Here is a 14,961-nt window from a genome sequence, read left to right on the forward strand (position 1 = left end):
CAAGAATAATTCTTATTTTTGTTCGCTATTGCCAGCCTGGCGGAAAGTGAGGTTATAGCGACACTCGCCGGTCAGCGGATGGTAGCCCGGCTTCAGCGGCGCAATGCCGTGATAAAAGAGGCGCGACTCCCCGCCCCATACCACCACATCGCCATGCTCCAGCAGCAGACGCTGTAGCGGATCGCTGCGTTTTAACCCGCCGAACTGGAAAACCGCTGGCAGGCCGAGCGAGACGGAGACAATCGGCGCACGTAGATCCGGTTCGTCCTTATCCTGATGCAGCGAGAGTTTGGCTCCCGGCGCATAGCGGTTGATAAGGCAAGCATCCGGGCGGAAATCGGGGTAACCAGCGGCGGCGCTTGCCGCGTTGCAGAGCGTCACAAAGGCCTGCGGCATGGCGGGCCACGGGCGCTGCGTCTGCGGATCGGCGGCATCGTAGAGATAGCCGCGCTTGTCCGTCGTCCAGCCAAGCTGCCCACAGTTGGTCATCGCAACGGACATGGTGTAACCGCCGGGGGTAACCATATGGCGCAGCGGCGAAACGCTGACCACATCGGCGATACCGCGCATCAGCGCCTCGCTGTGCGCAAGGGCAAAACGGCGCAGTACCACGGCACCCGGTGCCAGCGGCTCCTGCCACGGTTGTTCATCGGCAAACAGATCGAGCATCAGGTCTCCTGTTGATTAGCTTCGCGCGCCAGCAGCTGCGCTTTGCGCTCGGCACCCCAGCGGTAGCCGGAGAGCGCCCCGCTCTGGCGCACCACGCGGTGGCAGGGAACAATAACCGCCAGCTTATTCGCCCCACAGGCGCTGGCGACGGCTCTGACCGCACCGGGCTTGCCAATACTCTGCGCCAGTGCCTGGTAGCTGACCCTCTCCCCTGCCGGGATCTGACGCAGTGCCTGCCACACCTGCAACTGAAACGCGGTGCCGCGTAAATCGAGCGGCAGGTTAAAGGGCGAATCGGGTCTCTCTACATGCGCAATCACCTGCTGCACGCGCGCGGTAAATTGCGGATCATCTTCTGCCTGGCGGGCATGTGGAAACAGGTTACCGAGCTGCGCCAGTAACGCCTCATCACTTTCGGCCAGCAACACGGCGCAGATCCCGCGTTCACTCTCTGCCACCAGGCAGCGGCCGAGCGTACAATTTGTCAGGGTAAACCAGACCGGGCAGGACGAGCCGCCGCGGCGAAAGGCGCGGGCAGTCATCCCAAGAGCGGCATCTGCGTTTCGATAGTAGCTGCTGCTGTCCGGGAAGCCGGCGGCCAGCACCGCATCGGTAATGGTCTCACTCTTCGCCAGCGTTTCGCGTAAGCGCCGGGCACGAAATGCCTGCTGCAACGCTTTTGGCGTCACGCCGGTCACCGCTTTGAACAGCCGGTGAAAGTGATATGGGCTCATGACAGCCGCCGCGGCAAGCTCTGCCAGCGTGATGGGTTGATCCTGCTCCAGCAAACGGCACGCGGCAGCTATCTTCTCCAGCCGCTGCTGCTGCGGATGCGTTTTATCCGGCTGGCAGCGTTTGCAGGGACGAAAGCCCGCTTCCAGCGCGCTGGCAACATCTTTATAGAAGCGTACATTCTGGCGCAGGGCGCGCCGCGCTGTGCAGGAGGGGCGGCAAAAAATCGCCGTGGTCAGCACGGCAAAGACAAACTGACCGTCAGCGTTCGGGTCGCGCGCCAGCACCGCCTGCCAGCATTGATCATCGGTTAATGTCGCATTGTTCATCGCAGGCTCCTTATCTAATCTTAGCCTTACTGTGGCGGTTAGCACGCGCGCGAACACCCGCAATCTTGCGCTTTAATTTTTATCCTTCACCAGGAAGGCGGAGAACTGCGGCGACATCCAGGTCGTGAAGCCATCGCCCTCTTTCATGATCATCATCACCGCCAGCCCTTCGCGCGTCACCACCTCTTTCGCCCGCTCGGTGCCGAGCACCATCAGGCCGGTGTCCCAGGCATCTGCTTCCAGCGCAGTCGGCGAGATCACCGTCACCGACACCAGATTATGATTGATTGGCCGCCCGCTGCGCGGATCGATAACGTGGGAGATGCGTTTACCGTCCAGCTCATAGTAGTTGCGATAGCTGCCGGAGGTGCTGATACCGTGGCCATTAATATCGACCACCGCCTCGACGGCATTTTCGCGATCCGTTGGCTTCTGCACCGCTACACGCCACGGCAGCCCTTTACCATTCATCCCCCGGCTGACGAGCGCCCCGCCGACGGAAACCAGATAGCGGGCAATTCCCTCGCGTTCCATTAAATGCGACAGATGATCGGCGGCGTAACCTTCGCCAACCGTCGAAAGATCGACATAGAGATCGGGCAGATCTTTTTGCAGGAACTGTTCACCGGCGCGATTGATCACCGTGAGATGTTGCAGCCCGGTACGCGCTTTCGCCGCGTCGATCTGCGCCTGCGTTGGCGTCTTGATCGGCTGCTGATCCGGGCCAAAGCCCCATAAATTCACCAGCGGCCCAACGGTAATATCCATCACGCCATCGGTTTTTTTACCCACGCGCAGCGAGGTGGTGACAATATCCGCCATCGCTTCGCTGACCGGCCACGGCGCGGTGCTGCTGCTGCGGTTAAAGCGCATCAGCGCCGAATCTTTTTTCCAGGTCGACATCAGCCAGTCGTCGCCATCAAGCTGCGCCTGGATTTTCTTTTGCAGCGCTGTCGCCTGCTGCGGGGTGATATCCACCACGCTGACGCGCCATGAGGTGCCCATGGTTTTACCTTCGAGCACCGTCGGTGTAGCCTGGCTTGCCGTGTCGCAGCCGGCTAACAGAAAAAGTGCCGCCATCAGCGCGGCACGAAGAGAAGCGATCGCCATAGTTGTTATCTCCTTGCTGGCGCAAGCGTACACGAAAAAGGGATTTGCCCGAAACAGGCAATAAAAAAGGGGCCTTGCGGCCCCCTTCAATACGCGTTGTTGCGAACTTAGAACTGGTAAACCAGGCCCAGGCCAACAATGTCGTCGGTAGCAATACCGGCCGCGCGGGTAAAGGTGTTGTCGTCCAGCAGGTTGATTTTGTAATCAACATAGGTGGACATGTTTTTGTTGAAGTAGTAAGTCGCGCCAACATCAACATATTTCACCAGATCCTGGTCGCCGAAGTTAGCAGTACCGGTGTTGTTGGTGATGTCCTTACCTTTGGACTGCAGGTAAGCGATGGACGGACGCAGGCCGAAGTCGAACTGGTACTGTGCAACCACTTCGAAGTTCTGCGCTTTGTTAGCAAAACCGTAGATTTCGCTGGTGCTCTGAGAGTTACCAAAACGGGTTGCGTTATAGGACTGAGAGTATTGCGCTGCCAGGTAGATATTGTTGGCATCGTATTTCAGGCCGCCGCTGTAAACTTCAGCGCGGTCGCCCTGCCCATAAAGCGCAGGGTTGCCGAGTGCGTTCTGATCGGAAGTACGTTTGGAAGAAGAAAGCGCACCGCCGATGCTAAAGCCTTCGCCCAGATCGTAGGTCAGAGACGCGCCGTAGCCGTCTCCATTTTGGCGCAGTGTGCTGCGGCCCGTGTCGTTTTCACCGCTGACGCTGCCGTTTTTACCCTGGTACTGCAGAGCAAAGTTCAGGCCATCAACCAGACCGAAGAAGTCGGTGTTGCGGTAGGTTGCTACACCGTTAGCGCGCTGCTGCATGAAGTTATCCGCACCATAGGTGTCGCCGCCGAACTCCGGCAGAACGTCGGTCCAGGAGGTCACGTCATAGATGATGCCGTAGTTACGACCGTAATCGAAAGAACCGGTGTTAGCTACGCGGATACCTGCGAAGGCCAGACGGGTCCATGCCTGATCGCTCTCATTTTCTGAGCTGTTCGCCTGAACGTTGTATTCCCACTGACCGTAGCCGGTTACCTGATCGTTAACCTGGGTTTCGCCCTTAAAGCCAAAACGCACGTAGCTCTGATCGCCATCAGAACCCTTGTCGTCAGAAAAATAGTGCAGGCCGTCTACTTTGCCGTAGAGATCTAATTTGTTGCCGTTTTTATTATAAACTTCAGCCGCATTTGCTGCGCCCGCTACCAGCAGAGCCGGTACCAGGAGGGACAGAACTTTAACTTTCATTTTATTAACCCTCTGTTATATGCATTTTTATTGCCACTGCTTGCTGATTAACCCTCAAATCAGCTGGCGATTCATTGTGCGCAAAAATCAAAAATAATCCAACAGGAATATGATACGAAAACTTTGAAGATGTTTCATATCTAAAGCTAAATGTTTCCATTTGTAATTTTGCGGGAACTTTTTGAAAGCACTAAAAGCCAATAAATAAGAAAAACAGTGGGTGAAATACAGTTCTTTACTTATAAAAACAGCAGCTTACTAAAATTTAAAATGAGAGCACTGAATGCCAAACCGAAAGCAGAATTGGTGTCTAAAATAATCGACGCTATCATCATTAACTTTATTTATTACCGTCATTCGAATCTGAATGTCTGTTTACCCCTCTTCAAACCGGATGCTCTGCATTCGGTTTTTTTTTACCTTTCTTTACATCAGTTGATACTTAAGATTTATATAGTCGCCATTTGTAATGACTATTAATTAATCAATAATCGTACCAGAGTTGATCCTCAAACATATTTATAAAGTTAATATCTTGTTATTTCGTGCGATATTTTGCCAGCGAAACGGTAAATAGGACTACGGAGCGGCGTTTTTTTACGCCTTTGCTGCACTATGGGTACAGAATGCATATTCATGCACCCCCCAGGCATTTCCTGAAAAGAGAGTCTGGAAATTCACCCATTTACCGATATACTGCCTGCTGAACATTACTCTGCAGCACACTACCTTTACGCCCGCGGCCCACCAAACGCGACGCTAACGGCATGGCAGCAACATTGTCTCAGCGCAGGCTGAATATTTATCAGCCGTGTTGTCATAACGGGTTACACACACGAATGAGTCAATCGGACACAATGATTCCTGGCAAATTTTCCCTCATACCGGGCAACATTACCCGTTACTTCCTTTTATTGATTATTGTCCTGCTGGTCACCATGGGCGTGATGATTCAGAGCGCGGTCAACGCGTGGCTGAAGGACAAGAGTTATCAAATTGTTGATACCACCCATGCTATTCATAAGCGCATCGATATCTGGCGCTATGCGACCTGGCAGATTTACGACAACATCGCTGCTGCCCCCGCCTCCTCCGGCGAAGGCTTGCAGGAGACGCGTTTAAAGCAGGACGTTTACTACCTCGAAAAACCGCGCCGCAAGACGGAAGCGCTGATTTTCGGCTCCCATGACAGTTCGACGCTGGAGATGACCCAGCGTATTTCGACCTATCTTGATACGCTGTGGGGCGCGGAAACCGTGCCGTGGTCGATGTACTACCTTAACGGCCAGGATAACAGCATGATCCTGGTCTCGACGCTGCCGCTTAAAGATCTCACCTCCGGCTTTAAAGATTCGATGATCAGCAATATCGTCGATACCCGCCGCGCGGAGATGCTCCAGCAGGCGAACGCCCTAGATGAGCGCGAAAGCTTCTCCTCGCTGCGCCGTCTTGCCTGGCAGAATGGCCACTACTTTACGCTGCGCACCACCTTTAACCAGCCTGGCCATCTGGCGACCGTCGTCGCCTTCGATCTGCCGATCAACGATTTGATTCCGCCCGGCATGACGCTGGACAGCTTCCGCCTCGATCCCGATACCACGCCGGGTAGCGCACGCGCGCAGGATAAAGAGACCACCGATAGCGTCTCAGTAAACTTCAACAGTTCGCGTATTGAGATCTCCTCTGCGCTGAACGGCACCGGTTTACGCCTGGTGTGGCAAGTGCCGTTCGGCACCCTGCTGCTTGATACCCTGCAAAACGTTCTGCTGCCGCTGCTGCTGAATATTGGTCTGCTGGCGCTGGCACTGTTTGGTTACACCACCTTTCGCCAGATGCCAGGTCGCAAGAGCGATACGCTCGCGACGCCGGGCGCGAATAATGAACTGCGCGTGCTGCGCGCCTTTAATGAAGAGATTGTCTCCCTGCTGCCGCTGGGTCTGCTGGTTCACGATCAGGAAGCCAACCGCACGGTGCTGAGTAATAAAATTGCCGACCACCTGCTGCCGCATCTCAATTTGCAGAACATTACCGCGATGGCGGATCAGCACCAGGGCGTGATCCAGGCGACCATCAATAACGAGCTGTATGAGATCCGCCAGTTCCGCAGCCAGGTGGCGTCGCGTACGCAGATCTTTATTATTCGCGACCAGGATCGCGAAGTGCTGGTCAACAAGAAGCTCAAGCAGGCGCAACGGCTGTATGAGAAGAACCAGCAGGGCCGCGCGGCATTTATGAATAATCTCGCCGAAGCGCTCAAACAGCCGGTGAAAGCGCTGGCCAGTGACGCAGCGGCGATTGAGAGCAACGAGGCTAATCGCCTTGCCGATCACGCTGACCGGCTGGTGCAGTTGGTGGATGAACTTCAGCTGGCAAATATGCTGGAGAATGACACCTGGAAAGGCACCTCCTCCCTCTTCTCCATTCAGGATCTGATTGATGAAGTGGTGCCCGAAGTGCTGCCGGTGATCAAGCGTAAAGGGCTGCAACTGCTGATCAACAACCATCTTCCGGCCAATGAGGAGCGTCACGGCGATCGCGATGCGCTGCGTCGCATCATGCTGCTGCTGATTCAGTATGCGGTGACCACCACGCAGATGGGCAAAATCACCCTCGAAGTGAGCATGGACGAATCCGCAGACGACCGGCTGACCTTCCGCATTCTGGATACCGGCGTCGGCGTTAACGCCAGCGAAATTGATAATCTGCACTTCCCGTTCCTTAACGAAACGCAGGGCGATCAGTTTGGCAAGGCAAATGCCCTCACCTTCTGGCTTTGCGATCAGTTGGCCCGTAAACTGGGCGGACATCTCAATATTAAGGCGCGTGAAGATCTCGGCACCCGCTACTCTCTGCATGTGAAAATGGCCGTTCGCGCACAGCAGGGCGAGAGCGAAGAGAAATTGCTCGATGATGTGGTGGCGATGATTGATATTACGTCGAATGAAATTCGTAATATTGTGGTGCGTCAGCTGGAGAATTGGGGGGCGAGCTGCATTTCGCCCGATGAGCGATTATCTAATCAAGAATACGATCTCTTTTTAACAGATAATCCGTTAAATCTTACAGCTTCAGGATTGCTTTTAAGCGATGATGAGGTCGGCGTGCGGAAAATTGGTCCAGGCCAGTTGCGCGTCAATTTTAATATGAGTAATGCAATGCAGGGAGCAATATTGCAGCTCATTGAGGAGCAGCTGGCGCAGGAGGAAGTCACGGAGTCGCCTTTAGGCGGCGATGAGAATGCTGAACTCCATGCCAGCGGCTATTACGCGCTGTTTGTCGACACAGTTCCCGATGATGTTAAGAGGTTGTATACTGAATCGGCTTCGCGCGATTTCGCTGCGCTGGCACAGACGGCCCACCGCCTTAAGGGCGTGTTTGCCATGCTTAATCTGGTACCTGGTAAGCAGTTGTGTGAAACGCTGGAGCAATTAATTCGCGAGAGTGATGCTCCAGGCATAGAAAATTACATCAGCGACATTGACGCTTACGTCAAAAGCTTGCTGTAGCAAGGTAGCCTAATACATGAACAATATGAACGTAATTATTGCCGATGACCATCCGATTGTACTGTTCGGTATTCGCAAGTCACTTGAACAGATCGAATGGGTAAATGTAGTCGGTGAATTTGAAGACTCTACAGCGCTTATCAACAACCTGCCGAAACTTGAGGCCAATGTATTGATCACCGATCTGTCAATGCCGGGCGACAAATACGGCGATGGCATTACGCTGATCAAATACATCAAGCGCCACTTCCCGGCGCTGTCGATTATCGTGCTTACCATGAATAATAACCCGGCAATTCTCAGCGCCGTTCTGGATCTCGATATCGAAGGTATCGTACTGAAACAGGGCGCGCCGACCGATCTGCCGAAAGCGCTGGCGGCACTGCAAAAGGGTAAGAAGTTCACCCCGGAGAGTGTCTCCCGTCTGCTGGAGAAAATCAGCGCCGGTGGTTATGGCGATAAGCGCCTGTCACCGAAAGAGAGTGAAGTGCTGCGCCTGTTCGCAGAAGGTTTCCTGGTGACGGAGATTGCCAAGAAGCTGAACCGCAGCATTAAGACCATCAGCAGCCAGAAGAAATCAGCAATGATGAAACTGGGTGTCGATAACGATATCGCCCTGCTGAACTACCTCTCTTCCGTGACGCTCACCCAGACGGAAAAAGAGTAATCCCCGTAACCCCGGCACCCGCCGGGGTTCGTTTTTCTGCACTTTACTTCCTGCTTTTTCTCACCCGTGCGGCGTACGCAGCCAGCGTCTGCTTCAGCACATCCAGCGTTACCGGTTTCGACAGACAGCTATCCATACCCGACTCCAGACAGCGCTGCTTCTCTTCGGCCAGGGCGTTCGCCGTCACGCCGATCACCGGCAGCGTCAGCCCAAGCTGGCGAATGCGCTGCGTCAGGCGGTAACCATCCATATTCGGCATGTTCACGTCACTGAGCACAATATCGATCGGGTTCTTACTCAACACATTGAGCGCATCGACACCGTCATTGGCGGTTTTACACTGATAGCCAAGCGATCCCAGCTGATCGGCCAGCAGACGGCGGTTGATAGGATGATCGTCCACCACGAGGATCATCATATCCTCGTTATTCTCCATCTCGCCGGAATCAACTGCTAAGGCGCTTGCTGCCTGCGCCTCGGCCACCGGCACGCGATAGATGCGGCCCAGCAGCGCCAGCAGATCGTGCGGCGAAGCAACGCTGTGCAGCCACTCGCCCGGCGCGCGCTCAAGCGGAATACCAATATGGCGGCGGGAGAAGATGATCGCCGCGCGCCCGGTCCAGGGCTGCGGCAGCTCATCATCGGTGATCAGCGTATCCTGGTTGCCCAGCTCATGGCCGTCATACTGTTTAACCTGAATGCCGTTCCACTCCAGCAGGTTATGCAGATACGCAGAGAGCCAGGCATTGCGCACCGCCAGCCAGCAGCAGGTCTCCGCCAGTCCATCCACATCGGCCGGCACCGTTGGCACCGCGCTGTAGAGCGGAATGCGAATGGTAAACTGGCTGCCCATGCCCGGTTCGGTATCGACAGCGATATCGCCATCCATCATGTTGACCAGCTTTTCACAGATCGCCAGACCCAAACCGGTGCCCTGGAAGTTGCGCTGCACGCCGGTACCGACCTGGAAGAAGGGATCGAACAAGCGCACCACCTCTTTGCCGGGAATACCGACCCCGGTGTCACGCACACGAATGCTGAGATACTCCATATCACACTGCACATGCAGCACGATGCAGCCCATATCGGTGAACTTAATCGCATTACTTAACAGGTTGGAAATCACCTGTTGCAGGCGCATCGGATCGCCATTAATCGCCAGCGGCACATCCGGCTCGATAAAGCAGTAAAGCCCAAGCTGCTTGCGCACTACCAGCGGCAGATAGTTGGCGGTGATATGGCTCATCACTTCACGCGGCGAGAATTCACGCGGCTCGATTTTCAGCTGTTCAGACTCGATTTTCGAGAAGTCGAGAATGTCGCTGATGATCTTCAGCAACAGGCTCGAGGAGTTGTTCATCGCGGTTACTAACCGGTCGACACCTTTCGGCAACTCTTTGGTCTGCAACAGATCGAGGTTACCGATAATGCCGTACAGCGGCGTGCGCAGCTCATGGCTCACTGTCGCAAGGAACATCGACTTCGACTGGCTCGCCTGCTCTGCCGCCTGCGCCATCTCCTGTAATGACTCCTCCATTTTCACGCGGGCGGAGACATCCACCAGCACGCAGATCGCCACGTTCTCATTGCGATAGCGCGAATGCACAAAGCTGATTTGCAGGTTGGTGTTGTTGCTGGTTAACACATCAACAAAGTTAACCTGCTGCCCGCAGATAATTTGCGTCAGCCTTTGGCGATCCTCATGGGTCAGCATATTGAGGTAGTTATGCGCCAGCTCGTTACTCAGTATGTTGGTGCCATCCTGGGTTCGCAGGATACAGATCCCCACCGGCGCGGAGGCAACAATCTTACGGTTGAACTGCTCATGCTCTTCGAGCCGCTGCGCATCATTCTCCGCCGGGATAAAGATGCGCCGCTCATAGAGGCGCGCAAGGGTAAAGAGCGCCACGCCGACCAGCACATTAAGCAGCACGGCGTTGAGGATCAGCATGCGGATGCGCTCCAGCACCACGTCCACCGGCACAGAGTAAACCACGCTCAGGGAGGATGGCGGCAGCGTCTTCTTGAGGATCAGCTCGCGAAAACCGGAGGTGTAACCAAACCAGGAGCGCTCCTGCAGCCAGCGCGGATCGGCGGTAATGCCATTCTCCTGCCCGGTCAGCGAGAGCAAGGTATGACCATTCTCATCAAGGATGGTGACGCCCATCGGCAGCGTACCCGGCGTGAAGAAGTTCTCCATCCGGATCGACTGTTCGGTGCCGAGCAGCGCCTGCAGGCGGTTGCCGAGGTAGACCGGCGTCAGCGCGTAGAAATAGCCGATGCCCGGGCGCGGCCCCTGGCTCATCCAGTAGACGTTATTGCTGCGCTCATCCTGCGGCGCGTTACGGTATTTGACGATCCGCTCATGCAGGCTTTTTAGCGTGTCATCCCGCTCGACCGGCATATCACGCAGGCCGAAGTCGGCCATACAGAGGTTGTCGCTGCCAATCAGAAAGACGCGGTTCAGATCGTACGCGGCGGAGAAATTATCGCGCCAGTAACGCATAAACCACGCCAGCGACTCCAGCGAGCCGCGCCAGGCGCTGCCCATCGCAGAGCAATCGGAATCGGGAAAGAGCGGCAAGAAGGCCGGCACGTCAGTTTTATCGCCGCGGGAGCGCGACGTCAGGATGCCGTTGTCCGCCGTCAGGCGATTTTCAGCAATGTACTTCAGCTCCTTCATTACGTCAGAGGTGCGCTGAATATAGCGCTGCGCCTGATCGGAACTGAGGTTGAACTCCTGGCGGATCTCCGACTCTTTGTCATGCAGCGCATTAACGATGTAAAAGACGGAGAAAAAGGCAATTAACAGCCAGAGTAATAGCGCCAGCGCCCTGAACAGATAGCGGGAAACTTTCAGGGTACTGCGAAAAGAGACGAGGTATTTCAACCTGGGGAAACTCCGCCACAAGGAAGTTAAAAAAGAGTGTGCTTAAAGTAGCGATAAATCGCAGATGCCGCAAGGCAATGAAAAAGGGCCGGAAACCCGGCCCTTTGTAACGCGTTACTCGGCGTCTTCGTCGTCCGCCGCGTCGTCGTCAGTATCGACTTCCGGCGCGATGTCCTCATCGCCTTCCGCAACGCTGCCGTCGATGGAGTCAAGCTCTTCGTCATCTACCGGCTCAGCGACACGCTGCAGACCAACAACGTTTTCATCTTCCGCGGTGCGGATCAGGATCACGCCCTGGGTGTTACGACCCACCACGCTGATCTCCGACACGCGCGTACGCACCAGCGTACCGGCATCGGTGATCATCATGATCTGATCGCAATCATCGACCTGAACCGCGCCGACTACCGAACCGTTACGCTCGGTCACCTTGATGGAGATAACGCCCTGCGTACCACGAGATTTAGTCGGGTATTCCGCTCCTGCGGTACGTTTACCGTAACCGTTCTGCGTCACCGTCAGGATTGCGCCTTCACCGCGCGGCACGATCAGCGAAACTACGCTGTCTTTTTCCGCCAGGCGAATACCGCGCACGCCGGTCGCGGTACGACCCATCGCACGCACGGCGCTCTCTTTAAAGCGCACCACTTTCCCGGCGGCGGAGAAGAGCATCACGTCGTCGCTGCCGTCGGTCAGGTTCACGCCAATCAGCTCATCGCCTTCGTTCAGGTTGACGGCGATAATCCCCGCAGAGCGTGGACGGCTGAACTCGGTAAGCGCGGTTTTCTTCACGGTACCGCTGGCGGTCGCCATAAAGACGTTCACGCCCTCTTCATATTCACGTACCGGCAGAATGGCGGTAATACGCTCATTCGGCTCGAGCGGCAGCAGGTTGACGATCGGACGACCGCGCGCGCCACGGCTCGCTTCCGGCAGCTGGTAGACCTTCATCCAGTAGAGACGGCCACGGCTGGAGAAGCAGAGGATCGTGTCGTGGGTGTTGGCCACCAGCAGACGGTCGATGAAGTCCTCTTCTTTAATGCGCGCGGCAGATTTCCCTTTCCCGCCGCGACGCTGCGCTTCGTAATCGGTCAGCGGCTGATATTTCACGTAGCCCTGATGCGACAGCGTTACCACAACATCTTCCTGGTTGATCAGGTCTTCAATGTTGATATCTGCGGTGTTAGCGGTAATTTCGGTGCGGCGCTCGTCGCCAAACTGCTCGCGAACCAGCTCAAGCTCTTCGCGAATCACTTCCATCAGGCGCTCAGCGCTGCCGAGGATGTGCAGTAATTCAGCGATCTGCTCCAGCAGCTCTTTGTACTCTTCGAGCAGTTTTTCATGCTCAAGGCCGGTCAGTTTCTGCAGACGCAGATCCAGAATCGCCTGTGCCTGCTGTTCGGTCAGGTAGTATTTACCGTCACGAATGCCGAACTCCGGCTCCAGCCACTCAGGACGCGCGGCGTCATCACCGGCACGCTCGAGCATCGCAGAAACGTTGCCCAGATCCCACGGCTGCGCGATCAGGCCCGCTTTCGCTTCGGCCGGCGTCGGCGCACGACGGATCAGTTCAATGATCGGGTCGATATTCGCCAGTGCAACAGCAAGCGCTTCAAGGATGTGCGCGCGGTCACGGGCTTTACGCAGTTCGAAAATGGTACGGCGCGTCACCACTTCACGGCGGTGGCGCACAAACGCGGCCAGAATATCTTTCAGCGGCATGATCTTCGGCTGGCCATGGTGCAGCGCAACCATGTTGATACCGAAGGAGACCTGCAGCTGCGTCTGGGAGTAGAGGTTGTTCAGCACCACTTCGCCAACGGCGTCGCGCTTCACTTCAATCACGATGCGCATACCGTCTTTGTCAGACTCGTCGCGCAGCGCGCTGATACCTTCAACGCGTTTCTCTTTGACCAGCTCGGCAATCTTCTCGATCAGGCGCGCTTTGTTCACCTGGTAGGGAATTTCATGCACGATGATCGTTTCGCGGCCGTTTTTAGCGTCGGTTTCTACTTCCGCGCGGGCGCGAATATAGATTTTGCCGCGACCGGTGCGGTAGGCTTCTTCGATGCCACGGCGACCATTGATGATCGCGGCAGTCGGGAAGTCCGGCCCCGGAATATGGGTCATCAGCTCTTCAATGCTGATCTCTTCATTATCGATATAGGCCAGGCAGCCGTTGATCACTTCCGTCAGGTTGTGCGGCGGAATGTTGGTCGCCATACCGACAGCGATCCCGGAAGCGCCGTTAACCAGCAGGTTCGGGATCTTGGTTGGCATCACATCTGGGATTCGCTCAGTGCCGTCGTAGTTATCAACGTAATCGACGGTCTCTTTTTCCAGATCGGCCATCAGCTCATGGGCGATTTTCGCCAGGCGGATTTCCGTATAACGCATTGCCGCGGCGGAGTCGCCATCGATGGAACCGAAGTTCCCCTGGCCGTCGACCAGCATATAACGCAGCGAAAACGGCTGTGCCATACGAACAATGGTGTCATACACCGCGGAATCACCATGGGGATGGTACTTACCGATTACGTCACCAACGACACGGGCAGATTTTTTGTAGGCTTTATTCCAGTCATTGCCCAATACGTTCATGGCGTAAAGTACGCGACGGTGAACCGGTTTCAGGCCATCTCGGACATCCGGAAGCGCACGGCCAACAATGACCGACATCGCATAGTCCAGATAGGAGCTCTTCAGCTCTTCCTCGATGTTAACCGGTGTAATTTCTCTCGCAAGGTCGCTCATCTAACCGCTATCCCTCTACTGTATCCCGGATTCAAAGGTCGCAAATTATAACACAACCGGTTTGATACAGGTAAACCTATAACACCCCGGCAAAGGTTTATTCATGCCGTTGGCCTGATATACTCACAGGTCTTATTGAGAGAGGAGTAAATGCGCCCATGAATGCCGAAAAACCGTCGGTTACTCAGAACGTTGATCATGCAGAAATCGCCAAGTTTGAAGCCGTCGCTTCACGCTGGTGGGACACAGAAGGCGAATTTAAACCTTTACACCGTATTAACCCGCTGCGTCTGGGCTATATCGCCGAACACGCCGGCGGCCTGTTTGGCAAACGCGTGCTGGATGTCGGCTGCGGCGGCGGCATTCTCGCCGAGAGCATGGCCAAAGAGGGTGCGCAGGTGACCGGGCTGGATATGGGCGCGGAGCCGTTGCAGGTTGCGCGTCTGCACGCGCTGGAGTCGGGCGTGCAGGTTGACTACGTACAAGAGACGGTCGAAGAGCATGCCGAAAAACAGGCGCAGAGCTACGACGTCGTCACCTGTATGGAGATGCTGGAGCACGTGCCGGATCCGCAATCGGTAGTCAGAGCCTGCGCTAAGCTTGTGAAACCCGGCGGTCACGTCTTCTTCTCGACCATCAACCGTAACGGTAAAGCGTGGCTGATGGCGGTGGTTGGCGCGGAGTATGTGCTGCGCATGGTGCCGAAAGGCACGCACGACGCGAAGAAGTTTATCAAGCCTGCCGAACTGTTAACCTGGATCGACGATACGGTGTTACAGGAGCGTCACATCACCGGGTTACACTTTAACCCGCTGCTGAATAAGTTCACCCTCGGACCGGGTGTTGATGTTAACTATATGTTGCATACAACGGCGAAAAATCGCTAACGTCATGCGGTAATGTTATGAAGATTGCGCAGCCGCAAAACGCGCAATCTTCCCCGCCGATGAAGAAATCAGCATTCGATCAAAATTTCATTTTTTTTTTCAGATTATTGACAACCTCTGCAAGCCTTATGCGACGAGGACTTAGCGTTTATTACGCTTTCGCAACCTCAAGT

General features: G+C 55.4%; 9 protein-coding genes. 3 read left to right on the forward strand and 6 right to left on the reverse strand.

From position 1 onward, the window contains the following. Window positions 1-12: 12 nt before the first annotated feature. The 4 genes from alkB to ACWPW2_RS13585 form a co-directional block, all read right to left on the reverse strand. Window positions 13-669, reverse strand: a complete 657-nt coding sequence (alkB, locus tag ACWPW2_RS13570) for a DNA oxidative demethylase AlkB (RefSeq protein ID WP_200133338.1) — start codon at window positions 667-669, stop codon at window positions 13-15. Then, window positions 669-1,730, reverse strand: a complete 1,062-nt coding sequence (gene ada / locus ACWPW2_RS13575) for a bifunctional DNA-binding transcriptional regulator/O6-methylguanine-DNA methyltransferase Ada (RefSeq protein ID WP_454123495.1) — start codon at window positions 1,728-1,730, stop codon at window positions 669-671. Before ada ends, alkB begins: the two co-directional genes overlap by 1 nt. 72 nt (window positions 1,731-1,802) lie before the next feature. After that, on the reverse strand, window positions 1,803-2,840 hold the full coding sequence (gene apbE, locus ACWPW2_RS13580) for an FAD:protein FMN transferase ApbE (RefSeq protein WP_454123497.1): 1,038 nt from the start codon (window positions 2,838-2,840) through the stop codon (window positions 1,803-1,805). A 107-nt stretch (window positions 2,841-2,947) separates the two neighbouring features. Further along, window positions 2,948-4,084 carry a porin OmpC gene (locus ACWPW2_RS13585; RefSeq protein ID WP_454123499.1) on the reverse strand — a complete coding sequence of 379 codons (1,137 nt, stop codon included), beginning with the start codon at window positions 4,082-4,084 and terminating at the stop codon, window positions 2,948-2,950. Window positions 4,085-4,923: 839 nt separating this feature from the next. Here ACWPW2_RS13585 and rcsD point away from each other — a divergent pair. Then, entirely contained in the window at window positions 4,924-7,590 is a 2,667-nt protein-coding gene (gene rcsD, locus ACWPW2_RS13590; RefSeq protein WP_454123501.1) for a phosphotransferase RcsD, read from the forward strand. Window positions 7,591-7,606: 16 nt separating this feature from the next. After that, window positions 7,607-8,257 carry a response regulator transcription factor RcsB gene (gene rcsB / locus ACWPW2_RS13595; protein ID WP_007371125.1) on the forward strand — a complete coding sequence of 217 codons (651 nt, stop codon included), beginning with the start codon at window positions 7,607-7,609 and terminating at the stop codon, window positions 8,255-8,257. 43 nt (window positions 8,258-8,300) lie between these two features. Here the strand turns inward: rcsB and rcsC are convergent, their stop codons facing one another. Further along, on the reverse strand, window positions 8,301-11,147 hold the full coding sequence (rcsC, locus tag ACWPW2_RS13600; RefSeq protein WP_279793001.1) for a two-component system sensor histidine kinase RcsC: 2,847 nt from the start codon (window positions 11,145-11,147) through the stop codon (window positions 8,301-8,303). A 114-nt stretch (window positions 11,148-11,261) separates the two neighbouring features. After that, window positions 11,262-13,901 (reverse strand): DNA topoisomerase (ATP-hydrolyzing) subunit A, encoded by a 2,640-nt coding sequence (gene gyrA, locus ACWPW2_RS13605; RefSeq protein ID WP_454123504.1) that lies wholly within the window; start codon window positions 13,899-13,901, stop codon window positions 11,262-11,264. 158 nt (window positions 13,902-14,059) lie between these two features. Between gyrA and ubiG the strand changes: the two genes are divergently transcribed. Then, a complete protein-coding gene (gene ubiG, locus ACWPW2_RS13610) occupies window positions 14,060-14,788 on the forward strand; it encodes a bifunctional 2-polyprenyl-6-hydroxyphenol methylase/3-demethylubiquinol 3-O-methyltransferase UbiG (RefSeq protein ID WP_023479904.1) in 729 nt (242 codons plus the stop codon). Window positions 14,789-14,961: the final 173 nt, after the last annotated feature.

The organism is Kosakonia sp. Marseille-Q7440, assembly GCF_965119485.1.

Bases quoted from the DNA above. Each gene is read 5' to 3' on its own strand.
- ubiG (WP_023479904.1), top strand. From the start codon at position 14,060: ATGAATGCCGAAAAACCGTCGGTTACTCAGAACGTTGATCATGCAGAA.
- rcsD (WP_454123501.1), top strand. From the start codon at position 4,924: ATGAGTCAATCGGACACAATGATTCCTGGCAAATTTTCCCTCATACCG.
- ACWPW2_RS13585 (WP_454123499.1), bottom strand. From the start codon at position 4,084: ATGAAAGTTAAAGTTCTGTCCCTCCTGGTACCGGCTCTGCTGGTAGCG.
- apbE (WP_454123497.1), bottom strand. From the start codon at position 2,840: ATGGCGATCGCTTCTCTTCGTGCCGCGCTGATGGCGGCACTTTTTCTG.
- ada (WP_454123495.1), bottom strand. From the start codon at position 1,730: ATGAACAATGCGACATTAACCGATGATCAATGCTGGCAGGCGGTGCTG.
- gyrA (WP_454123504.1), bottom strand. From the start codon at position 13,901: ATGAGCGACCTTGCGAGAGAAATTACACCGGTTAACATCGAGGAAGAG.
- rcsB (WP_007371125.1), top strand. From the start codon at position 7,607: ATGAACAATATGAACGTAATTATTGCCGATGACCATCCGATTGTACTG.
- alkB (WP_200133338.1), bottom strand. From the start codon at position 669: ATGCTCGATCTGTTTGCCGATGAACAACCGTGGCAGGAGCCGCTGGCA.